This is a genomic window from Nitrospira sp. NS4 (genome assembly GCF_049546785.1).
Taxonomy (GTDB): domain Bacteria; phylum Nitrospirota; class Nitrospiria; order Nitrospirales; family Nitrospiraceae; genus Nitrospira_D.
The window spans coordinates 768,151-789,175 of record NZ_JBMWAN010000002.1 but is presented as its reverse complement, the minus strand read 5'-3'; the positions used below and the strand labels follow the sequence as shown (position 1 = coordinate 789,175).

The 21,025-nt window shown below is 59.3% G+C and carries 22 protein-coding genes and 2 tRNA genes; 11 read left to right on the top strand and 13 right to left on the bottom strand.

The window, feature by feature from the left end; genetic code table 11:
- Positions 1-42 precede the first annotated feature (42 nt).
- Positions 43-1,287 carry an ABC transporter substrate-binding protein gene (locus tag ACO9S2_RS08400; RefSeq protein ID WP_423721522.1) on the bottom strand — a complete coding sequence of 415 codons (1,245 nt, stop codon included), beginning with the start codon at positions 1,285-1,287 and terminating at the stop codon, positions 43-45.
- 157 nt (positions 1,288-1,444) lie between these two features.
- Positions 1,445-2,527, bottom strand: coding sequence for a HEAT repeat domain-containing protein (locus ACO9S2_RS08395; protein ID WP_423721521.1), 1,083 nt, complete (start codon positions 2,525-2,527; stop codon positions 1,445-1,447).
- A gap of 357 nt (positions 2,528-2,884) precedes the next feature.
- On the opposite strand from ACO9S2_RS08395, the gene ACO9S2_RS08390 reads away from it, so the two are divergent.
- The 6 genes from ACO9S2_RS08390 to ACO9S2_RS08365 all read left to right on the top strand — a co-directional run bounded on the left by ACO9S2_RS08390 (position 2,885) and on the right by ACO9S2_RS08365 (position 7,580).
- Positions 2,885-2,967: transfer RNA gene (locus tag ACO9S2_RS08390), tRNA-Leu, on the top strand.
- Positions 2,968-3,024: 57 nt separating this feature from the next.
- Positions 3,025-4,347, top strand: a complete 1,323-nt coding sequence (gene tig, locus ACO9S2_RS08385) for a trigger factor (RefSeq protein WP_423721520.1) — start codon at positions 3,025-3,027, stop codon at positions 4,345-4,347.
- A gap of 69 nt (positions 4,348-4,416) precedes the next feature.
- Positions 4,417-5,055, top strand: a complete 639-nt coding sequence (gene clpP / locus ACO9S2_RS08380; RefSeq protein WP_423721519.1) for an ATP-dependent Clp endopeptidase proteolytic subunit ClpP — start codon at positions 4,417-4,419, stop codon at positions 5,053-5,055.
- Positions 5,056-5,068: 13 nt separating this feature from the next.
- Entirely contained in the window at positions 5,069-6,325 is a 1,257-nt protein-coding gene (clpX, locus tag ACO9S2_RS08375; protein WP_423721517.1) for an ATP-dependent Clp protease ATP-binding subunit ClpX, read from the top strand.
- 276 nt (positions 6,326-6,601) lie between these two features.
- On the top strand, positions 6,602-7,009 hold the full coding sequence (locus tag ACO9S2_RS08370) for a TIGR02266 family protein (RefSeq protein ID WP_423721516.1): 408 nt from the start codon (positions 6,602-6,604) through the stop codon (positions 7,007-7,009).
- A 40-nt stretch (positions 7,010-7,049) separates the two neighbouring features.
- Positions 7,050-7,580, top strand: a complete 531-nt coding sequence (locus ACO9S2_RS08365; protein ID WP_423721514.1) for a PilZ domain-containing protein — start codon at positions 7,050-7,052, stop codon at positions 7,578-7,580.
- Here ACO9S2_RS08365 and ACO9S2_RS08360 read toward each other — a convergent pair.
- The 3 genes from ACO9S2_RS08360 to ACO9S2_RS08350 form a co-directional block, all read right to left on the bottom strand.
- Positions 7,569-8,330, bottom strand: a complete 762-nt coding sequence (locus tag ACO9S2_RS08360; RefSeq protein WP_423721513.1) for a HEAT repeat domain-containing protein — start codon at positions 8,328-8,330, stop codon at positions 7,569-7,571. The genes ACO9S2_RS08365 and ACO9S2_RS08360 overlap by 12 nt on opposite strands.
- A gap of 35 nt (positions 8,331-8,365) precedes the next feature.
- Positions 8,366-9,169, bottom strand: a complete 804-nt coding sequence (tatA, locus tag ACO9S2_RS08355; protein WP_423721512.1) for a twin-arginine translocase TatA/TatE family subunit — start codon at positions 9,167-9,169, stop codon at positions 8,366-8,368.
- A 126-nt stretch (positions 9,170-9,295) separates the two neighbouring features.
- A complete protein-coding gene (locus ACO9S2_RS08350) occupies positions 9,296-10,498 on the bottom strand; it encodes a M24 family metallopeptidase (RefSeq protein WP_423721510.1) in 1,203 nt (400 codons plus the stop codon).
- 80 nt (positions 10,499-10,578) lie between these two features.
- On the opposite strand from ACO9S2_RS08350, the gene ACO9S2_RS08345 reads away from it, so the two are divergent.
- The 4 genes from ACO9S2_RS08345 (at position 10,579) to ACO9S2_RS08330 (ending at position 13,903) form a co-directional block, all read left to right on the top strand.
- Entirely contained in the window at positions 10,579-11,025 is a 447-nt protein-coding gene (locus ACO9S2_RS08345; RefSeq protein WP_423721509.1) for a hypothetical protein, read from the top strand.
- Between the two features lie 148 nt (positions 11,026-11,173).
- A complete protein-coding gene (locus ACO9S2_RS08340; protein WP_423721508.1) occupies positions 11,174-11,587 on the top strand; it encodes a hypothetical protein in 414 nt (137 codons plus the stop codon).
- A 3-nt stretch (positions 11,588-11,590) separates the two neighbouring features.
- Positions 11,591-12,331: a gamma-glutamyl-gamma-aminobutyrate hydrolase family protein gene (locus ACO9S2_RS08335; RefSeq protein ID WP_423721506.1), complete on the top strand. Its 741-nt coding sequence runs from the start codon at positions 11,591-11,593 to the stop codon at positions 12,329-12,331.
- A 123-nt stretch (positions 12,332-12,454) separates the two neighbouring features.
- Positions 12,455-13,903, top strand: coding sequence for an amino acid permease (locus ACO9S2_RS08330; RefSeq protein ID WP_423721505.1), 1,449 nt, complete (start codon positions 12,455-12,457; stop codon positions 13,901-13,903).
- A gap of 15 nt (positions 13,904-13,918) precedes the next feature.
- Here the strand turns inward: ACO9S2_RS08330 and ACO9S2_RS08325 are convergent, their stop codons facing one another.
- The 8 genes from ACO9S2_RS08325 to ACO9S2_RS08290 form a co-directional block, all read right to left on the bottom strand.
- Complete coding sequence (locus tag ACO9S2_RS08325) at positions 13,919-14,344, bottom strand: hypothetical protein (protein WP_423721503.1); 426 nt, start codon at positions 14,342-14,344, stop codon at positions 13,919-13,921.
- A gap of 74 nt (positions 14,345-14,418) precedes the next feature.
- On the bottom strand, positions 14,419-14,925 hold the full coding sequence (locus ACO9S2_RS08320) for a phosphate-starvation-inducible PsiE family protein (protein WP_423721502.1): 507 nt from the start codon (positions 14,923-14,925) through the stop codon (positions 14,419-14,421).
- A 19-nt stretch (positions 14,926-14,944) separates the two neighbouring features.
- Positions 14,945-15,337: a hypothetical protein gene (locus ACO9S2_RS08315; RefSeq protein ID WP_423721501.1), complete on the bottom strand. Its 393-nt coding sequence runs from the start codon at positions 15,335-15,337 to the stop codon at positions 14,945-14,947.
- A gap of 10 nt (positions 15,338-15,347) precedes the next feature.
- Positions 15,348-16,634: an MFS transporter gene (locus ACO9S2_RS08310; protein WP_423721500.1), complete on the bottom strand. Its 1,287-nt coding sequence runs from the start codon at positions 16,632-16,634 to the stop codon at positions 15,348-15,350.
- Entirely contained in the window at positions 16,631-17,734 is a 1,104-nt protein-coding gene (gene nagZ, locus ACO9S2_RS08305; RefSeq protein WP_423721499.1) for a beta-N-acetylhexosaminidase, read from the bottom strand. Before nagZ ends, ACO9S2_RS08310 begins: the two co-directional genes overlap by 4 nt.
- Positions 17,735-17,755: 21 nt before the next feature.
- On the bottom strand, positions 17,756-19,264 hold the full coding sequence (locus ACO9S2_RS08300; protein ID WP_423721498.1) for a leucyl aminopeptidase: 1,509 nt from the start codon (positions 19,262-19,264) through the stop codon (positions 17,756-17,758).
- A gap of 81 nt (positions 19,265-19,345) precedes the next feature.
- Positions 19,346-20,020, bottom strand: coding sequence for a 7-carboxy-7-deazaguanine synthase QueE (queE, locus tag ACO9S2_RS08295; protein WP_423721497.1), 675 nt, complete (start codon positions 20,018-20,020; stop codon positions 19,346-19,348).
- Positions 20,011-20,655 carry an HAD family hydrolase gene (locus ACO9S2_RS08290; RefSeq protein ID WP_423721496.1) on the bottom strand — a complete coding sequence of 215 codons (645 nt, stop codon included), beginning with the start codon at positions 20,653-20,655 and terminating at the stop codon, positions 20,011-20,013. Before ACO9S2_RS08290 ends, queE begins: the two co-directional genes overlap by 10 nt.
- Positions 20,656-20,858: 203 nt before the next feature.
- On the opposite strand from ACO9S2_RS08290, the gene ACO9S2_RS08285 reads away from it, so the two are divergent.
- Positions 20,859-20,942 (top strand) — tRNA-Leu (locus ACO9S2_RS08285).
- Positions 20,943-21,025: the final 83 nt, after the last annotated feature.

The window sequence follows — 21,025 nt, the reverse complement described above, 5'->3', positions numbered from 1 at the left end:
GCTTCTCCTGTTTGGAGAAGCCCCCGATTCTTTCTTCTTCAACTACAACGTACAGATCGGCTGATCGACGGAACCGGCCACGGTCTCTCCAGGAATCGTGGCCAGAATTTTGTAGTGACCCAAACCCAGTTCTCTGCCGAAAGCCTCCCCCACCAACACATCCTGCACATGCTGATGGTCAGCCGCGCGAAACACCGACCTGCCTTCCTTGAGCCCGTCAAACTCGTGGCCCTCGAGGGCCTTGATCAGCGCCGCTGTCCCCATTGTGCCGGCCCGCTGCATCGCCTCCACAATCTGGGTCATGGCGGCATATCCCAAGTAGCAACGAGAGGTGGGCGTATGGTTGTACTTGTCGATCACGCCCTGGATGAAGCGTCGTGAACTTTCCGTTTTAATCTTGGGATCCCAGATGAGTCCCCAGATCCCCGCGTTGGCGGCATAGCCCAGCGGGCGACCGATCTGTTCACCGCTGATCATCCCGCCAACACCGATCTTCTCCCTGGCCAACTCGAGCTTGGCATAAGCCTTCAGAGCATGAATCAGGTCCCAGCCGTACAGGTTTAATACGATAAGTGACGGACGCTTATCCTTCGCCGCGGCAAACGCCGCCTCAAAATTGGTGGACCCGAAGGGCATCAGCGCTTCACCAACGAGTTCGACCCCGTGGGCCTGCCCGGCCGCGACCATCGCCTGCGCCATGGCCTTTCCATCCAACGTACTCGTCGTGATCATGTACCACTGCGTCCCGTACGCTTTTGTCAAATGGGGAACGACCGCCCGCGACATCATCGTCGCATTCGGCATAAACACGAAGGTGTGCGAGCTGCAGGCCCCCCCGCTGAGCTCGGGAAGATGCGAACCCGTGACCATGAACAGCTTGTTCTCCTTCTTCGCAAATTCCGAGACAACCAGTGAACAGTCAGCATTGAAGGTGCCCATCAGTACATCGACACGATCCTCCTTCACAAACTTGTTCGCGGCCTTCAACGCCGTCTCCGGATTCGAGGCGTCGTCCGCTTCCAAAATGACAATAGGCCGACCCAGCACGCCACCTGTCTTGTTAAACACATCGACGGCCACGTTCGCACCATGTACGTCGTGGATGGATGAGGTCTTGTACGGGCTCGAGAGAGGATCGATGATGCCGATTTTGATCGGCTCGCCTGCGGCAACCGCTTGGGCCCGGCCTGTCAGACCCAGCACTTGCTCCGTCAAATCACCACACACGAGCGCGCCCCCCGTGGCAGCCGTAATTTGTAGAAACCGTCTCCGTGACACATCGGTCATCAGCAGATCCCTTCGTCTCAGATTTCCAACCCGTGCGGGCCGACCGGTTCCGCCCTGGTCTCGACACCGAAGACCGTCCGGTCATAGCGGTCGAGCCGCGAGCCAGCCAGAGCTATCGACCAGCAGGGAAAGAACTCGATAAATTGTAGTGCGACAATCAGCTGTATTGATCCCAGGTATCGCACTGCTTGATCGCCCAGAAGACGGCCTCCTTGAGCTTCTTGAGTGTCAGGTTATCGGGATCACGAATGGCTTGCAGCTTTTTGTCCACGTCATAGAGCGGTTGGATCGAGCGTTTATCGGGGATCTTCCCCAACGCCCATGCGACCTCAGTCAGCACCGTCCAGTCCGTCTTGGGATCCTGAAGTTTGGCCAGCAGCGGGGGCACGACCGAGGCGTCTCCATGAAGGCCGCCCAGCTGGCCCAGCCCCTTCGCGGCCGCCGCCTGTATTTCTATCTGAGGGGAGGTATTCATCATCTCAACCAAGAGAGGTATTCCATCTCGGCCAAGATTTCCCATCGCGACCAGCGCCTGCTTCGCAAGATCCCGGTCTTGAAGCGCCTGCTTCAACGAGGGCATGGCCTCATCGGCCTGCATGTCGCCCAGCAGCGACATGATCCGGATCTTCCTGGGAACGCTCGTGTCCGGGGCATCCAACAGCTTGATCAACCGTTCAGGGTGCCCCCACTCTGCGGCCAGCAAGACGGGAAAATCATATTTCTCAAGCGCGTCCTGCAATCGCGCCAAAGCAAAGGCGCCGGGGTCGCCCGCCTGAGCGGCCTGAGCGGCGGCGGAAGCATCCTCAAAATCGGTGCGCACTTCTTTTTGCCATTTGATTTTCATCCCGCTCAGCACATAGGTCAATTGACAGGCTGGTCCTTTCCACAATCGCGACGGGGCATCGGGCAAATCGTTATCCCCCCCCGATGACGCTGTCCCCTCCCATGTCTTGCGCTGCTCGCATTTGACGCGAAAGACCACGTCATGAGATTTGCTGACGTCCTGCACAATGGTATAGCCCAACCCCGCAAGTCCTCGTGACGCCACCTCGGCCAGCGGCCCGGCGTCGCTCGAACCTTTGTCCGTTAAGGCAACGGCTTCTATCAGGACGGTCTGAATCTTGGCCAGCTGAGCCTTCTGTTCCACCGTAAAATACTCCCGGTAGGCCGCCGCCGGAGACGTCCATAGACTGATCACCCCCATGATTGCGGATATCAGCACAATGAGCGATAGAGACATCGCATACCTCCTTGCCAGGAGAAAACCGCGAAGAAGCACTGGGCAGATGAACCCAGATCAAAAACAAATATACATGCTAGTGAGCTCCCATTCTTTAAGTATACTCCCCAGCACCTCACGGGACCAGCGATCAACGATTGGTCCCCTGACGATATCGCAGGCCTCACCCCCATCGCATCTTCCCCAACCCTCCACGGTGATGCTCAATAAGATCGGTCTCATTCTCAGATAGAGCCCCGAGCCCCGCAGGAGTATGGGTTGACACTGGGATACCTCCAACGGTACAAAAGGCTTACACAATCGCGTGTTTTGCTGTCTCAGCAATCGCGGCGACAGCCCCGCGATGCTCCCCACCGTGCGAGAGTGGCGGAACTGGCAGACGCGCGAGACTTAGGATCTCGTGGGTAACCGTGGGGGTTCAAGTCCCCCCTCTCGCACCAGCCACGACAGACCATGTTGGAACTCATCCCTAGCAGTAGTGTGGAAGGACGTCTCCGATGACCATGAAGATGGAAATGACTGAATTGGGCCCCATGAAGCGGGCCTTGAAAATTGAAGTTGCCGCGGAAGAAGTCACACAGCGCTTTTCGCGGGCCTACACCGAACTCAATCGTCAAGTCCGCATCCCGGGATTTCGCCCGGGCAAAGCGCCATTGGGCATCCTTGAACAGCGCTATGCCAAAGCGGTTGAGGAAGATGTGATTCGAAGCCTGGTGCCGGATTTTTACGAGCGTGCCGTGCGCCAGGCCGGCATCAATCCTGTCGTCGTGGAAATTCCCCCGCTGGAGCGCGTGAAGATCAAGAAGAACGAACCCTTCACCTTTACAGCGACCGTTGAAATCAAGCCGACGATCGAACTCCGTGACTACAAAGCTCCCAATCCTATTTCGCTCAAGCCCGACAAACGCACCGTCACGGACGAACAACTGGACCGGGCCCTTGAGGTCCTACGAGAGCAACAGGCAAGGCTGGAAGCGGCCCCGGCCGGAACCCTGCTCACCGAAGGGGATTTTGCCGTTGTCGATTTAGAGGGGTTCCTCGCGGGAGCGCCGCTCGAAGGCACCAAGAAAGAAGGCCAGCTCCACAAAGTCGGTTCCAAAGCCGCCCTCCTGGGAATCGAGATCGATGCCCATGTGACCGGCAAGAAGGAAGGGGACGTGATCGAGATCCCTCAGGCCTATCCGGCCAGTCATCCCGACACCAGGGTGGCTGGGAAAACCGTTCAATTCCGGCTCGTTATTCAGGGAGTCAAGAAAAAGACCTTGCCGGCCCTGGACGACGAGTTTGCCAAGGACTGCGGTCCTTATACCACGCTTCAAGAAATCAAGGACAAGCTCCGGACCGAAATGGAAAAGGCGCTGAAACGCGACATTGACGAATCCTATAAAGATACGATTCTCAAGCGTTTGGCTGAGACCCATCACTTTGACCTTCCCGAAACGCTGGTGAATCGTGAACTGGACGCGATCGTCCGCCAGAAGCTTCAAGAGCGCCAGCGCGGCAAGGCCACCGACCCGGCTCCTGCTGCAACGGCCGAAGAGATCAACGCCATTCGCGAGGAACATCGAGAGGAGGCCAACCGCCGCGTCAAGGTCGGCCTCGTCCTGGAGGCGATCGCCGCCAAGGAGAACATTACGGTCACCCAGGAGGACATGAATAACGAAGTGAACCGTCTGGCCACGGAGCTTCGTGTCCCAGTGGCGGACCTGGTCAAGATGATCCAGGCCGGCGGCCAGGATTCCATTGAGGAACTCCGTGCCCGCATTCTGGCCGATAAGGCACTCGAATTCGTCTACCGCAATGCAGTGATTCAAGGATAGGTACGGGCTTCGTGCTGGGCTTGAACTCAGCGCGCTTCACAACCCGGAGCCGGAAAGGAACTGACGCATATGCTGGTCCCCATCGTCGTCGAACAAACCAATCGAGGCGAGCGCGCCTACGATATTTACTCCCGGCTTCTGAAAGACCGCATCATCTTCCTGGGCGCCCCCATCGATGACGTGTTCGCCAATCTCGTCATTGCCCAACTCCTGTTCCTCGAGGCTGAAGATCCGGAGAAGGACATCAATCTGTATGTGAATTCTCCCGGAGGGAGCGTCACCGCAGGGCTCGGCATTTACGACACGATGCAATATGTGAAGCCCCCCATCAACACCATCTGTCTCGGGCAGGCCGCCAGCATGGGCGCCTTGCTCCTCACCGCAGGCACCAAAGGCAAGCGGTTTGCCCTTCCCAACGCCCGCGTCATGATCCATCAGCCGCTGGGCGGGTTCCAGGGCCAGGCCACCGAGATCGATATTCACGCTCGCGAGATTCTCAAAATCCGCGAACGGCTCAATGAGATTATGGCGAAACATACCGGCCAGCCGATCGAGAAAATCGCGCACGACACAGAGCGGGACTACTTTATGTCCGGCGAGGAAGCGAAGAAGTATGGACTGATCGACGAGGTCATCACGCGGCCTCCCAAAGCCTTGAAGGCCGTGGATTCCGGCGACGCAGCCAAAGACGGGGCCAAGAGCAAGTAATACAGGAGGACGCATGGCCAAGCAGGAGAAAGTCGACCGACATCTGCGGTGTTCGTTCTGCGGAAAGAGCCGCGATGAAGTCCGCAAACTCATCGCAGGCCCGACCGTGTACATCTGCGACGAATGCGTCAACCTCTGCAACGACATCATTGCCGAGGATTGGGAAGAGGCCAAGGAAGAAATCTCCTCCAAGCTCAAGAAGCCGGCCGACATCAAGCACCACCTGGACCAGTATGTCGTCGGACAGGATCGGGCCAAACGCATCCTGTCCGTCGCCGTCCACAACCATTACAAGCGGATCTCGTCCAAAGAAAAGGAAGTCGACGACGTTGAACTGCAGAAGGGCAACATTCTCATGGTCGGCCCAACCGGCACGGGGAAAACCCTCCTCGCCCAAACGCTGGCCAAGTACCTGGATGTGCCGTTCACCCTGGCCGATGCCACCACCCTGACAGAAGCCGGTTATGTCGGAGAAGATGTCGAGAACATTATCCTCAAACTCCTCCAGGCCGCCGACTACGACGTCGAACGGGCCGAGCGGGGCATCGTGTACATCGATGAAATCGACAAGATCAGTCGCAAAAGCGACAGTCCCTCGATCACCCGCGACGTCTCCGGTGAGGGCGTGCAACAAGCCCTCCTCAAACTGATTGAAGGCACGGTCGCGAACGTCCCCCCGCAGGGAGGACGCAAGCATCCCCATCAGGAGTTCATTCAAGTCAACACGAGCAATATCCTGTTCATCTGCGGCGGCGCGTTCGTCGGCCTGGATTCCATCATTGAGCAGCGCTTGAACCGCAAATCCATGGGGTTCGGGGCGGAAATACGCGGCCGTAACGAAGTGCGCCTGGGTGAACTGCTGGCCAGAGTGCAGCCGGAAGACTTCCTCAAATACGGCCTCATTCCGGAGTTTGTCGGCCGCCTGCCGGTGGTCGCCACGCTTGAAGAATTGGACGAGCGGGCCCTCGTCCGTATTCTCACGGAACCGCGAAACGCTCTCACCAAGCAATACGAGAAGCTCCTCTCGTTCGAAAAGGTGAAGCTGAAATTTACCGAAGGCGCCTTGGGAGCCGTTGCCCGGAAAGCCTTTTCCCAGAAGACCGGAGCCCGCGGCCTCCGAGCCATTCTGGAAGAGGTCATGCTGGACGTGATGTACGACGCACCCTCGCAAAAGCAGATCAAAGAAGTTCTCATCACCGAAGACGCGATTTCCGGGAAGAATCCTCCCATTCGCATCTACGAACAGGACAAAGACGCCAAAAGCGCGTAAGATTTATGCGTGCCCGGGCTACCCTCCGTAGCCCGGGCGTGTCCCTCCCTCTTCCTCTCCGGTTTCCCTCGTTGAAACATCTCCAGTGACAATCTCACGATTTTCTCGACAATGGGGCATCCCGCGCTATACTTGCGGAAAGACAGCCTACGCCCAGGAGGACCTGTGAAATACCCCGTATCATCCAGCCTTCGCCATAGAGGTAAAGCTCTCGAACTGGATTCGTCTCGAGAAATGGTGACCCTCATAGGAATCTCAGGGGAACCCATCGGGAGTATGCCCTGGGATTTTGTGATCGACCAAATCCTGGCCTATCGCAAACCGCCCGCGCCTAAGGAAACGCGGACCGAACCACGCGTGTCCCTCTCCTTTCGTGTGAAGTATAAAACACCTGAGGGGAACCAGTTTGATAGCAGGGCCGGAGGGATCGGCGGCGGAGGCCTCTTTATCGAAAGCACAACGCCTCTGCCGGTGGGGACAAAGATCGCGATGGAGTTCTCCCTCTCCGAACAACCACCGGAGTGGATTCCAGCCAAAGGAGTTGTGGCCTGGGTCTGTCCCAAAGCGGATCAATACACCTTCAGCCCTGGTATGGGGATCCGCTTTTGCGACATGGCTCAGGAACTCCGCGAACGTATCTTGAGAATTGTCGCGTCACTCGAAAGCAACGGCCAGGCAGCCTAAACGCCCCCGATCCCTCGCACGACTCCGAGGATTGTTCTCAATGAATACCCCGATGAAATTCACGGTTCAATCAACCGCCGGCCACAAAGGTAAGAGTCTTTCGTTTGACGCCCAATGGGAAACCGTACTGGTTCACGCCCCCTCGGGCGACCTGCTCGGCATTCTACCCTGGAGCGCCATTATCGACCGGGCCATCCAGAACTTTGACGATAGGGAGTACGCCCATTCCCGCAACTATCCGCGCACCCCACTGGCCTTGAAAATTCGCTATTCCACACCGGAGGGAAGGCAGATCGACAGTTTGACCGGAGGAATTGGGGGAGGGGGACTCTTCATCGAAAGCAGCGAGCCCTTGCCCCCGGGCACCATGCTGACAGTAGAATTCGCGCTACCGCACCGCCCGGGACAAAAACTCCGGGCCACCGGGAAAGTGGCCTGGACTAGAAAGAAGCCCGAGCGCTACCTTTTATTTCCAGGGATGGGAATCCAGTTTATCGAGATCGAGGAAGAAGCCCAGAAAGATCTCATTGAGTTGGTCGAGGCGTTAAATCGCAACCGCCTATCGTCGTAATCCCACCAGACTCTGCTGAGCCCATCGACGCACTTGTGCGCTGGCATCCTGCTCAGCCGCCGCAGCCAGGCCGCTAATCACCGCATCCGCTGGATGAAAACCTAAACGATAGGCCGCCTCCGCTCTCACTGCGGCATCACCATCATGCCGCAGCCGGTCCAGCAACATCGCGACTCCGCGCTCATCATCCTGGTTCCCGAGGGCCCCAACCGCTGTTTGCCGGACATGAGCCTCTCCATGTGCCGCAGCCTGCAGCAATTCCTCATAACCTTCCGGTAGTTCCATTCCCAGTAACACAGACACAGCAGCAGCCCGAATCTCTCCATTGTCATGGGACAACAAGGAGACAATCCCGGAGCCAACCTCCTTACCAACCTCGCTCACGGCCAACGATTGAGCAGCAGCCTTCCGAACAGCCGGGCTGGGGTCCTTCAGCATCTCGACCAGCCGAAAACCTGCTTCTTTCACCAGCGGCTCAAATCGCCCTAGACTGCGAGCCGCCGCTTCCCGGACTTCGGGCGACCCATCGCCGAGAACCGGAAACAACATGGCCGCCTTGCTCGAATCGCCGATCTTGCCTAAAGCTTCCGCCGCGGTTCGGCGGACAACCCAGTCCTGGTCTCCCAACAGAATTACAAGCGACTCTCCCGCATGGCGAGGAGTCGAGGAGGGGGAGTCTTGGTAGCAGGCCTGGAGAAAGATCGTGGTCAGTGCAAGAAGCAGGTAGGGAACAACACGATCATCTCGCATGCGGAAATGGGTCATGCGTACGAAGCTTGCCGATCTTACGCCGGTTTCGGCGGCTCTTCTTCTACCGCGGGAAGTTCCCGCGCCGCTTCAAGGGACTGTTGGAGTTCCTTCTGTGCAGAATCCATTTCGGCCTGGATCGTACGCATCTCCGGATCCACCGTGTTCCGCACATCAGCCACCGCCTGCCGGAAGGTCCGTAGCGCATCACCCAGTCCTTCCCCGAGACTCTGCATGTCATTGGGAGACACACCCGCAGCCGGCTGAGCTGCCTTGGCCTTGAGTGCAGCCTGTTGAGCCTGAACACGGGCCACGGCATCTTTGTTCACAATCGCCGAGGGGCGCTTGGCGGCCGGCTGGGCCTGGGCCCCCGGAGGAAGCGGAGGATACTGGGCACGCGACATCGGCGCGGGAGCGGTCGCGCGCTCCTCCATCGTCACCACATGTTGAGGCGCGCCTGGCGAGGCAGCCGCTGGTGGTTGGGCGGAAGAACGGGGTCCCTGAGGACCCGTATTGTAGAGCAGCGACGCCGTCGTGCCCGGAGTCAGCTCGGGACCCGGCACATATGGCACATTGGACGCCTTCGGCGCGGCTGGCGCCGGAACCGGCGGCTGAGGCGCAGCGGCCACGACTTGTTGTGCTTGAACCGACTGAGGCGGCGGGGCCTCCGCTTGAACCGGAGCTGCATCGGGCGGAGGAGGAACATCGTGCACTTCCTTCTTAAAACCCTTCAACGCCTTGCCGACCCCTTCGCCAATCTGGGGCAACCGGCCGGCCCCGAAGATGATCAGCACAATCACAAGAATAATGATCAGCTCTGAAATCCCCATTGTTCCGAACATCGAGGCGCCTTTCTTCCCTACCCGTTGAAGAGGCTCGGCTCCGAACCCCACCCCTGCGCTGAATCTAGCCGCCACAGCAATGGACTGTCAAGGAAGCCTTGGGAGAGGCGATGGTCCGGAAGCCGCCTAGAGAAGCGGCACTATTTCCGTCTGGATGGGCTGCCCATACACTCGCGCCTCACGGTCGGAAACATATACATCCAGCTCGCTGCGGATGCCGAATTCCCGAGGAAGATAAATCCCCGGTTCAATGGAAAAACATGTCCGCGGCATAACCCGGCGGTTATCTTGGGTTTCAAGATTATCGACATTGGCCCCGTTGCCGTGGACTTCCTCCCCGATGGAATGCCCCGTGCGATGGACAAATTGCTCTCCATAGCCGGCCGCGACGATGACCCGTCGACAGGCATCATCGATTTCCCATCCATAGGGGAATTGCCCCGCCGCGACTCGCTGTTCCACAAACGTCACCGCCGCATCACGCCCGCGCCTCACAGCCTCGAATACAGCGCGATGCCTGGGGGGCACCTGCCGTCCCGTAAACCCGGTCCACGTAATATCACCGTACACTGCTCCCGGCTCCCTGCGCTTGGCCCACAAGTCGATCAGCACCAAACTCTCGCGGGTGATCGCCGAAGACCCTGTCACGGCCGGCCCATAGTGGGGATCGGCGCTATGGGCATTCACTGCGGCAATGGGAGGGCTCGACGTCACCATTCCCGCATCATGAATCCGCCCCAGAATGAATTGCTGCACATCATATTCCGTGAGCAAGCGTCCGGCGCTCAATGCCGATCCGACATGCGCAAAGGCTTCATCCACGATCCGCCGCAAGGCCGTGACCGCATAGCGATGGGACTCCAGCTGATCCTCCGTCCAGACGGCTTCGAACCGCTGTATCAGATCGGCCGCGCTCACCACCTCCACTCCGAAGCTCCGGATCAGGTCGATTGTGCCCGCATCGACCCGAGACACATAGGGCACTGCATTCAGCGGGGAGTATTGCATCGCCACGCGGCGCTGTCCGGAGAGCACGGCCGAAAGAAGCCGGTGCTGTTCTTCCCACGACACGTAGGCCTGTGACCGCCCCGGCAAATCATCCAGCACATGGGGCTCAATGCGATGCTGTAGCTTCACCGGTTCCCCGGCTGCCGGCACCCAGTAGTACCAGCGCCGGGTGACATGACGCGACGGGTCCAACAGCAGGACGCGATAGGCCAGGGGATCGCTCACACGAAAGTCGTAGAACAACCAGCCGTCCGCCAAGCCGGTCTCCCGGAGCGCCTGCTGAATTGCAATCACCCGTTCGTCATGTCGTGATGTCATCATCGTGCGGTATCTTATCGTCGTGGCAGAAACCCGTCAATTAGCACGCAGGTCCCTCGTGGCGCATGCTACAATGCGAATGCATGGATGCGTACGCACCGCCGGACCAGCTTCCCTATCGCGTGACCCTCTTCTTTGGTCCTGAAACCGTTGAAGAACAGGCGGACACCCAGTACTGCGTGTTCAATGTCAAAAAACGGAGTTGGAAAGCCGGCATTCAAGTCTCTGTCGAAGTGGAGAAGGCCCACCTCACCGCCCTTCAGGACAGGCTGACACTGACGGACGACCTCGCGCAGGCCCTCGCATCGGTGGCCGATCCCGAACAGGCTGAATACCTGGCACGCATTCCGGACCTCTTTGCCCAGGCCATCGCCTGGTGCAAACTCGACCTTCGACTGGAAACGGGCCTGCCCCAAGAGAACCAACGTATCGACCGTCACGAACTGGTCCACGAACTCGATCGGACAGCACATAAGCGGCGAGCGTATGTTCTTTCCTACATTCTCAGTGAGCTCGACCTGACGCCATGAAGCGCTTCTTGCGGCATTATATCCAAGAGGGGGCCGGCAGGGGGTTTGCAATCAGCCAGTAATTTGTTATAACGCGACTCCACATGATTTTGAATCAGGAGAGTGGTCACCGCCGCTCTTCTGCCATTGAGAAGAAGGAGGTTCTCCCGTGACACATGATGGATTCACTCGTTCGCTCCCCCTGCTCGCGCTCGTCGTTCTGATGACGTTTACAACTTTAGTGGCGGCACCGGCTTGGAGCCAGGAACCCGCCCCGCCGGCATCGGAAGGAGGCAATGCCTCGAGTGCCGGAATGCAGGTTGCTTCGGTCCTTGCGACGATTCCCTACTTTGCCTGCAAGGGAGCGTTTGCTATTGTCGGTGGAGTCGTCGGGGGACTGACCTATGTCTTTTCCGGTTTGAATGAGAATGCGGCAAAGAATGTCTGGACCACCAGCATGTACGGCACCTATATCATCACGCCCGAACACCTCTCGGGCGACAAAGCAATCCGCTTTCTCGGAGTCCCCGATGCAGAGACTCCCGCTCAGACCGCTGCACCGGCCGTGGAGCCCGTTCGCTAGGCAATGAAACCAGTCATCGGCATTACCCCAGATTTTAATGCCGGTGACAGAAAAGAATGGGGCGGGCATGAGCCCACCTATTTTTTGCGGGCCCGCTACGTTCGCGCGATCGAAGAACTCGGCGGCACTCCCCTCATCCTTCCACTCGTCGCTGATGCGGCAGGCCGGCGGCGGCTGCTGGAGGGGGTTGACGGTCTCCTATTGACCGGCAGCGGGCCCGATCTGCCTCCACGCCTCTACGGAGAGCGCCAGCGCTACAAGTTTCCCCTTGTGAGCGAACGCCGCGCGAACTTCGAGCTGGACCTCGTCCATCACGCACAACAGCACGATCTTCCCTTGCTGGGGATTTGCGGCGGGATGCAAACCCTCAATGTGGCCTGCGGCGGCAGCCTCTTTCAGGATCTGCCCTCGCAGGTGCCCGGCGTGTTGCCCCATCGGCAACGCGCCAAGGCCGTTCACGTCTCCCATGCCGTGACGATCGCCCCACGGACCCTCCTCCGCAGAATCGTAAAAAAAGCTTCGATGCTGGTGAATAGTTCTCACCATCAGTCCGTCAAAATCGTGGGACCAACCTTGATCGCCAGCGCTCTGGCTCCGGACGGCATAATCGAAGCCGTGGAATCGCCCCGCCACCGGTTTCTCCTCGGCATCCAGTGGCATCCGGAGTTTCTCTTTGAGCGCCATCTGCTTCATCGCCGCTTATTTCAAGCCCTGCTCCGAGCCGCTCGTCAGACACACGCCTGAGGCTATGGGGTCGATCTTCTCAATTCTTCTGGCTCCCAGGTACCCGGCTGCTATACTTGCGGACAGATGGAGCACGCATCATTGAATACCCCCGCAACCCCAAATGATCGTCCCGAAGGGTCCGTGACCAGCCGCCTCTTGCGCACCAAATCGATCGAGCGCATTCTCTCCGACGCCGACCATCCACAGCACCGCCTCAAGCGAACCCTGAGCGCGTGGGACCTCACCGGATTGGGCATCGGTGCGATCATCGGCACCGGCATCTTCGTTCTCATCGGCACCGCGATCGTCGGCGATGCCCACCGGCCCGGCGCCGGCCCCGGTATCATTCTCTCGTTCATTCTGTCCGGACTGACCTGTGTCCTCGCTGCCCTCTGCTACGCTGAATTCGCGGCGATGATTCCTGTCGCCGGATCGGCTTACACCTATTCCTATGCCACGCTGGGCGAATTCCTGGCGTGGATCACCGGATGGAATCTGATCCTGGAGTACGGCGTCGCCTGCGTCGCCGTCGCAATCGGCTGGTCCGGCTATTTCAACAATCTGCTGAAGCTCGCCGGTATTCACCTGCCCGAATGGGCCACCCACGCCCCGGGAGGCCCGGACGGCGGCGTTGCGAACTTTCCTGCGGCCATCATCGTGTTGCTCGTCACCGTCATCCTCGTCATCGGCATCAAAGAAAGTGCCCGCGCGACCGGCATCATCGTATGCCTGAAACTCGTCGTCATCCTCTTTTTCATTGCCGTCGGCGCTCCGGCTGTCACACCAAGCAACTGGACGCCATTCATGCCGCAGGGTTTTGCAGGAGTGAGCGCCGCAGCCGCCACTGTCTTCTTTGCCTATATCGGGTTTGACGCGATCACCACCACGGCGGAGGAAGCCCGCAATCCGCAGCGGGACTTGCCGATCGGCATTATGGCCGCGCTCGGAATCTGCACGCTGCTCTATGTCACCGTCGCCGCCGTTCTGACGGGGCTCGTGCCCTCTAACCAAATCGATATTCACGCCCCCGTTGCAGAAGCGCTTCGACTCGTCGGCTATCCCTGGGGCGCGGCAGTGGTGGCGATCGGCGCTGTGGCGGGAATTACAAGCGTACTGGTCGTGATGATGCTCGGACAGATACGGGTGTTCTTTGCGATTTCACGCGATGGCCTGCTCAGCCCATGGCTCTCAGTCGTCCACCCACGTTTCGGAACACCGCACCATGCCACCTGGCTCACCGGCATCGGGGTGGCGATCATGGCGGCCCTCGTTCCCATCGGTACAGCCGCGGATATGACCAACATCGGAACCTTTTTCGCCTTCACGCTGGTCTGCATCGGGCTCATCGTGCTGCGTTACACCAGACCCAACCACCCCCGACCGTTCAAGACCCCATTCATGCCATGGGTGCCGCTCCTGGGCGCATTTTCCTGCCTCGCCCTCATGTGGCAACTCCCCGCACTCACCTGGCACCGGTTCGTCTGGTGGACCATCGCCGGCATCGTGATTTATGGCTTGTACGGCGTTCGACACAGCAAGATGGGTGCGTGTCACACGCAGGAGTCCCACGGAGTTCCAAGTAAGCAGTAACGGACAGGGAAGGGACTACTTCGGCTCGCCCCCGGATTGGGGCGCGGTCACCGGCGCTGCAGAGGCAGCCTGCGGAGGAGTTTCAGGAGTTGGAGCTGCTGCTTGAGGAACTGAAGAAACACCGGCTGCGGCCGGGGGAGCGGCAGGCTTCGGAGGAGCCACTGGCTTGGGCGGGGCTGGCTTCTCCGGCTTAATCCCGCCTTCCCATGACGGCCCCGAATACATTTCAGCTGCCAGCCCTTTGGTCTTCCATTTGTCTTCGAAATCCGCCGCAGCCTTGTTCGGCGTTTCTCCCACGCCCAACACATCGTTCCAGGGATAGGCCTTGGGACTGATCTGACAGCCCGTCTCGGTGCGCTTTAGGTAGAGCGCGATCGGATTACCCCGGTACGGACCGAGATAGATATGGACGCAGCCGACATATTCGAGCAAATTCGCCATGCCAGTCTCCAGGAATGCGGATGATGCCATAAGTCGCTGGAAACAGGCAAGTCAAAGCGACCGTAAAAACCCCGCTACGCGATCGCGCTGTGTCCCCCTGCCGGCCGCTTCCGGATCATGAACACGGCAACAATGAGCACCATGATGACGCTGACATTGAGGCCCACATCCATCAAGTACTGATAGAACTGCATGTCCGTCATATGCTGTTGATGCGACAACTCGGCGCTCGCCGTCAACACCCTCCTGGTACAAGCGATAATGCCCACTGCAAGGTAGGGCTCCAGCGTCAGGACCTCGGTCTGGAGAAATCGAACCACCGTGCGGAAGAGCTCCAGCAGAATAATCACCAACAACAAATCGTTGAGCAGCTTGAGGCCGGCAGGAAGCAAGGCCAGTTCCCCGGTTTTGGTGAACAGGACGACCAGAAACAGATACCAGGCATGGAGAAAAATCAGCATCCCCAGGATCAAGAGGCTGAACCCCGCCGTGGCGTAACCCCAACGGTCCAGCCATTCCATATAATGACACCAGCGTTTCATCACGTCACCTCGGGCCGTGACCGATTGATCTGTCGCCATCAGCGTCCTCCGATCGTCATTACGCGTGCCCGGCCGGTCCTGTAGTCTTCGGCTCCGGATCGGGTATACGCATCTGACCGAACTTCAACTCGCGCATGGAACTCATCGTTAAGGAATGGCCGCAGCAGCGGATTTCTTTGAAGCCCGCCCCGCCGTCCATAATCATCACGCGAAGACCGCACGAATCGGGATACAGTTTCTTTTCATCCAGGATGACTGCGGGAGGCAACATCCCCTTCTTGCGTCCGGCGGGCGATCCCATGTCCGCCACCACATCCTGTTCCGTCAGCTCATGATCGCAACAGACGACCTTTTCAAACCCATCGCCGCCGCCCATCACTTTGATCACCAGTCCGCATGAATGAGGATGACGTTTGTGCTCGTCCAGAATATCGCCCTTCTTTACGGCCATCTTCTCCCCCTCATTCCTGAGCGGCCGCAATGCCGCGCCGTTCATCGACCCCGAGAAATACTGCCAGCCCCGCCACGAAGAATACCGCCATGGAAAGCACCGCCCATCGCTGACTCCCGGTCCAGGCGGTCACTTCACCGTAGACGATCGGACCCATGATCGCCGCAAACTTTCCGACGACGGAGAAGAACCCGAAGAACTCCCCCTGTCGGCCCAGCGGGGTAAATCGCCCGATCAGCGTGCGACTCACCGCCTGATTGGACCCGAGAGCCGCACCCGCCACCAGCCCGAGGAGGTAAAACTGCGTGTGCGTTTGGACCAAAGCCGCAGCCACGACCAAACCCACCCACATGACTAACGTGATCGTGATAGCCCTGACAGCTCCGATCCGATCCGCGACCAACCCGAAACCGACCGAGCCCAGGCCTGCCGTGATTTGAGTCACGAGGAAGTAGATAATCAGATCACCCGGCGTGAAGTCTAGGACTTTATTGGCGAAAATCGCAGAGGCCACGATCACCGTATTAATGGCATCCGTATAAATGAGATAGGCGACGAAATACCGTCGCAGATCACGATATCTCGCCAATTCACCGATCGTCTCACGCAGTTGCGTCGTGAGTTCCCGCCACAGGGTCAGCCCGGGCGCAAAACCTCTCGGCTTGGCCCTCTCCTGCAACCAGGCAAAAGTCGGAAGGGCGGCGACAAGGAAAAACACCGCGGTGACGACAAAACTCAGCCGGTACGAGGTCAGATTGGCTTCAACAAATCCCTCCTTGATGAACGGATAAGCCAGCGCCAGCGACAAGAGCCCGCCGACATACCCGAATCCCCAACCGTACCCGGACAAGCGTCCCATCTGTTGGGCCGGCACCAACTCGACGAGAAAGGCACTGCAGAACACAAAACCCAGGTCGAACCCGATATTGGCCAGACCGAACAACACCAGGCCGAGTCCGGTGTCCCCCTTGACGACAAAGAACAGCAACGCGGTGCAGACGACGCACAGCAGGGTGGAAAAGATCAGCAGCTGCCGCTTGATGGCGCGGGCATCGGCCAGCGCCCCGAGAATCGGAGACAGCACCGCGACCACCAGCATGGAAGCGGAATACCCCCAGAACCACAGCCGCTCAGCCGTGCCGCCTGACGACAGATCCGTCGCAACGATCTGAATGAAATATACGCTATAGGCGACGGTGACGATGAGGGTGGAAAAGGATGAGTTGGCAAAATCGTAGCAGCACCAGGCCCAGAGTTCTCGCCGGCCGGCCGGGAAGGAGGGGGGAGGGGGCTTCACACCGTAACTTTCGCGACTCGTTCGCGTGCCTGGTAAATGGAACGGAGCAGCGCCTGATGACTGCGGCACCCGACGATCAGCTTGGCATCGGAGATAATGACCGGCTTAGACGGAACGAGAAACCGCTGCTTGACGCGAGCGATCCTCGCAAGCGATTGCTCCAACCGCTCGATCGTGATGCTCCCGTCGGCGACGGCTTTATCCAGGGCGGTGATCGCCGCCACTTCGCGGTTGCGGTCTTTGCAGATCAGCGGCATGTCGCAACCGGCCTGAATCGCCCGCACGGTGGCCTCTTCAATGCCATAGTGATCAATGATCGCGTGCATCTCCAGATCGTCGGTCAAGACGACCCCGTCATACTTCAGCTCCCCGCGGAGGAAATCGGTGATGATGGCCGGGGACAGCGTCGCGGGCACCTTCTCGTCCAGGGCGTGGTAGCGCACATGGGCCGTCATCAAGGTCGCAACTCCGTGGGCCGTCGCCTGGCGGAACGGCGGAAACTCCACCTCCTCCAGCCGCTCACGCGCCGCCGTCACCACCGGCAATTCCTTGTGCGAATCAGTACTCGTATCCCCGTGTCCGGGGAAATGTTTGCCGCACGCGACCACACGGCTATCTTGAAGACCGCCGATCGTGGCCAGGCCCATTTCGCAGACGGGACCGGGCGTCGTGCCGAAGGCACGGTCCCCGATCACCGGGTTCGCCGGATTGCTGTTCACATCCAGCACCGGCGACATATTCATATTGATCCCGACCGCTCTGAGTTCTTTCGCAATGGTCGCAGCCGCCGCATACGCGAGTTCGGAGGAGTTGCAGAGCCCGAGCACCTCGCAGGGCGGGAAAATCGTGAAGCTCTTCGGCAGCCGTGACACCCGGCCGCCCTCTTGATCGATCGAAATCAGCAACGGCGAGTGCGGGCTGCACCGCTGCAGATCGTTCGTCAATTCCACGATCTGCTCGATCGATTCGAGATTCCGCGAAAAGAGGATCACCCCGCCGGGCTTGTATTCCTTGATAAAGGCCGCCAGGTCCGCGGAAACCGTCGTCCCGTCGAACCCCACCATGAACAACTGCCCGATCTTTTCGCGCGACATCAACATGTGGCATGCCTCTCGAAGGCCTTAGAGTGTCCGATCGATCAAATACTGGATCAGCAGCCGCGTCCCGATCCCGCTGGGGCCCTTGGGGATGTAGGCCCGTTCCCGCTCGCTCCAGTCCGTGCTGGCAATGTCCAAATGCACCCAGGGACAATCGCCGACGAACTTACTCAGAAACAGCGCCGCCGTGATCATTCCGCCCCCGCGTCCTCCGATATTCCGCATATCGGCTACATCGCTGCGCAGCTGCTCGAAGTATTCCTCCCACAGCGGCATCTCCCAGACACGCTCCCCTGAACGCAATCCGGCCTTGCGCACCGTCTCCTTCAACGTCGCATCGGTCCCGAACATCCCGATGGCGAATTGACCCAGCGCCACGACACAGGCGCCGGTGAGCGTCGCAATATCGATCAGCGCCGCCGGTTTATAGCGGGTTGCATAGGCAAGCGCATCGGACAGAATCAGCCGGCCTTCCGCATCCGTGTTCTGCACTTCCACGGTTTTACCGGACAGTGTTTTCACCACATCGCCGGGCTTCATGGCGCGGCCCCCCGGCATGTTTTCGGCCACCGGCAAAATGCTGATCAGATGCAGCGGTAATTTCAAACGCGCAGCGGCGCGGATCGACGCCAGGACCTCGGCGCCCCCGGTCATATCCGCCTTCATATGCTCCATGTTTTCGGCAGGTTTGAGCGAAATACCGCCGGTGTCGAAGGTAATGGTCTTCCCCACCAGGACCACGGGACGTTCATTCTTTTTCTTCGAACCTTTGTATTCGAGAATGATGAACTTCGGCGGTTCATGACTGCCCCGCGCCACGCCAAGCAGCGCCCCCATCCCGAGTTTCTCCATGTCGCGCTCTTCGAGGATCTTGATCGTCAGCGATTCCTCCTTCGCAATCGCTTTCGCCTCATTCGCCACCATCGTCGGTGTCAGCACGTTCGACGGATGGTTGCACAGATCACGCACCAACACCGCCGCCTCCGCTGTCGCCACACCCCGCCGCACGCCTTCCGTCACCGGGCGAAGACCGTCCTTGTGCGGCACCAGCACAGACATCCCTTTGACATCTTTTGGAGCCGATGGCTCGCTGCGATACGTCGTGAACTGATAACTGCCGAGAATGGCGCCCTCGGCCATCGCCTGCGCAACCTCCACCAGGGACGATCCGGCAGGCGTCACGGCGGGCAAGGCCACGGTGAACGCCGCCGCCTTGATCTGACGCACCCGCTTCACCGCATGCCCCATGGCCTGCCGCAGCTGATCCACACTCACGTCTTTTTTCTTGCCCAGCCCGACCAGGAGAATCCGTTTTGCGGCAAGCTGTTTCTGTGTATGGACCAAGGCCAGCTCGTTGGCTTTGCCCTCAAACTCCTTCGATTGCAGCACATCTCGCAGCACCCCGCCGATGGCCTGATCCACCGCCACGGCATCCTGGGAGAGCCCCTCCCCCTCGCAATGCGTCAGGACCAGCACCTCGGCTGCCTCGCTCGTGACCCGGCCTGTCTTGGTCTCAACTCGCATGATCTTCATTCCACGCTCCTTGTTCAAACTGTCAGCCATCAGCTCTCCGTTTTCAGGTCACCCTGATAGCTGAGGGCTGGCAGCGATATCTCAGACTCCGCGCATATCAGGGGCCCAGATATATTTGTGCAACTGCAGTTGAAAACGAACCGGCAACCGATCCGCCAGAATCCATTCCGCCAGTCCGCGAAGATCGAGCGACCCGAATACAGGACTGAAGAGGACGGTGCAGCGGTCGGCCAGCCGATACCGTGCCACAATCTCGCACGCCCAGTCATAGTCTGCGCGATCCGCCAGCACGAACTTCGCTTCATCCTTCGCGGTTAACCGGTCCAGGTTCGGCCAGTGCATACGGTCGGTCATCCCGCTGCCCGGACATTTCACATCGAGAATGACGCGCGCCCGCCGGTCCACCGGCTCAATGTCGATCGCGCCGCTGGTTTCCAGCAGGACCGTATAGTCTTCGTCACAGAGCCGCGCAATCAAGGGAACGGCCTCCGGTTGAGCAAGCGGCTCGCCCCCCGTGACTTCGACCAGGCGGCATCCGTATTGCGCCACCTGCGCGAGGAGCGCGTCGACGGACAACCACGTGCCGCCGTAAAAACTGTATTCCGTATCACACCAGGTGCAGCGGAGCGGACAGCCTGTCAGACGAATGAAGACACAGGGCTGGCCCGCGTAGGTCGACTCGCCTTGAATACTGTAAAAGATTTCGGTGACGCGGACCGTCGTCTCACGAGACGATCCCGCAAGATTCACTTCCATGACACCACCGGCCAGCCGTTGCGCCGGGCCACCCGATCCATCCCGCGAATGGGATTCACCACCGTCGGATGCCCCACCGCACTCAGAATCTCTCGGTCGCCGGGGCTGTCGCCGTACGCGAAGCAGGCGGCCAGATCCAAGTCCATCTCCTGCGCCAGACGCTGCACCAGCGTGTGTTTCCCCGCCCCATAGGGCAACGGCTGAATCAGGTCGCCGGTATACACTCCGTCCCGCTGCTCCAGCCGGCCCGCCAGACACCGGTCGACTTGCAACGACGTCGCAATGGGATCCACGAGAAAATCCAGCGACCCCGTCACCAACACGACGGCGTGACCTGCCTGCCGGTGCTCCTCGATTCTTTTCATGGCGTCGGGCGAGACGCAGGGACACAATTGCTCTCGACAGAATTCCTCGCCCATCGGTTCGATCACCTGAGCCGGCTTCCCCATCAAGTAGAGTTTTCGTTCCCGGAGCGGCTGAAGTGACAGCGCCGGCCAATGCCGCATCCACCATTGCACGCTGACCCGCGCTTCGGGCCAGCCCACGACCCTCCGTTGCCACAACCATCGAAAGAATCGTATTTCGCTCGCCTCGCCGGGGAGCAGCGTGTTATCCACGTCAAAAAACGCGGCCACAGATGCCCTGAGACGACGGTGGCGATCGGAGGTTATGAAGGTCATGAATCCGCTGTCCTACCGGCTCATTAATGGAACTATCGGAACCATCGCGGTCATTTAGGGAGACGGGGGCCGATTCTACCGGACACCTGCTTTATTGACAAGGATTTTGGCCTACTTCTATAATGCCCCTCCCTCGTCGGGTTTTTTTGTTTCCTGATGCCGAAGTGGTGGAATGGCAGACACGCACGTTTGAGGGGCGTGTGGCGCAAGCCGTGCGGGTTCAAGTCCCGCCTTCGGCACCAACTGACGCTGGCTCACTCGCCGGCTTTTTCTTGTCCTGGCTCTAACCGCGATCAGAGCTGCTCGGGTTTAGTTCCTCCGCCCA

Bases quoted from the DNA above. Each gene is read 5' to 3' on its own strand.
- ACO9S2_RS08400 (WP_423721522.1), bottom strand. From the start codon at position 1,287: ATGACCGATGTGTCACGGAGACGGTTTCTACAAATTACGGCTGCCACG.
- tatA (WP_423721512.1), bottom strand. From the start codon at position 9,169: ATGTTCGGAACAATGGGGATTTCAGAGCTGATCATTATTCTTGTGATT.
- ACO9S2_RS08350 (WP_423721510.1), bottom strand. From the start codon at position 10,498: ATGATGACATCACGACATGACGAACGGGTGATTGCAATTCAGCAGGCG.
- ACO9S2_RS08320 (WP_423721502.1), bottom strand. From the start codon at position 14,925: ATGGCGACAGATCAATCGGTCACGGCCCGAGGTGACGTGATGAAACGC.
- clpX (WP_423721517.1), top strand. From the start codon at position 5,069: ATGGCCAAGCAGGAGAAAGTCGACCGACATCTGCGGTGTTCGTTCTGC.
- ACO9S2_RS08315 (WP_423721501.1), bottom strand. From the start codon at position 15,337: ATGGCCGTAAAGAAGGGCGATATTCTGGACGAGCACAAACGTCATCCT.
- clpP (WP_423721519.1), top strand. From the start codon at position 4,417: ATGCTGGTCCCCATCGTCGTCGAACAAACCAATCGAGGCGAGCGCGCC.
- ACO9S2_RS08395 (WP_423721521.1), bottom strand. From the start codon at position 2,527: ATGTCTCTATCGCTCATTGTGCTGATATCCGCAATCATGGGGGTGATC.
- ACO9S2_RS08300 (WP_423721498.1), bottom strand. From the start codon at position 19,264: ATGAAGATCATGCGAGTTGAGACCAAGACAGGCCGGGTCACGAGCGAG.
- queE (WP_423721497.1), bottom strand. From the start codon at position 20,020: ATGGAAGTGAATCTTGCGGGATCGTCTCGTGAGACGACGGTCCGCGTC.
- ACO9S2_RS08370 (WP_423721516.1), top strand. From the start codon at position 6,602: ATGCCCTGGGATTTTGTGATCGACCAAATCCTGGCCTATCGCAAACCG.
- tig (WP_423721520.1), top strand. From the start codon at position 3,025: ATGACCATGAAGATGGAAATGACTGAATTGGGCCCCATGAAGCGGGCC.
- nagZ (WP_423721499.1), bottom strand. From the start codon at position 17,734: ATGTTGATGTCGCGCGAAAAGATCGGGCAGTTGTTCATGGTGGGGTTC.
- ACO9S2_RS08360 (WP_423721513.1), bottom strand. From the start codon at position 8,330: ATGCGAGATGATCGTGTTGTTCCCTACCTGCTTCTTGCACTGACCACG.
- ACO9S2_RS08325 (WP_423721503.1), bottom strand. From the start codon at position 14,344: ATGGCGAATTTGCTCGAATATGTCGGCTGCGTCCATATCTATCTCGGT.
- ACO9S2_RS08365 (WP_423721514.1), top strand. From the start codon at position 7,050: ATGAATACCCCGATGAAATTCACGGTTCAATCAACCGCCGGCCACAAA.
- ACO9S2_RS08345 (WP_423721509.1), top strand. From the start codon at position 10,579: ATGGATGCGTACGCACCGCCGGACCAGCTTCCCTATCGCGTGACCCTC.
- ACO9S2_RS08335 (WP_423721506.1), top strand. From the start codon at position 11,591: ATGAAACCAGTCATCGGCATTACCCCAGATTTTAATGCCGGTGACAGA.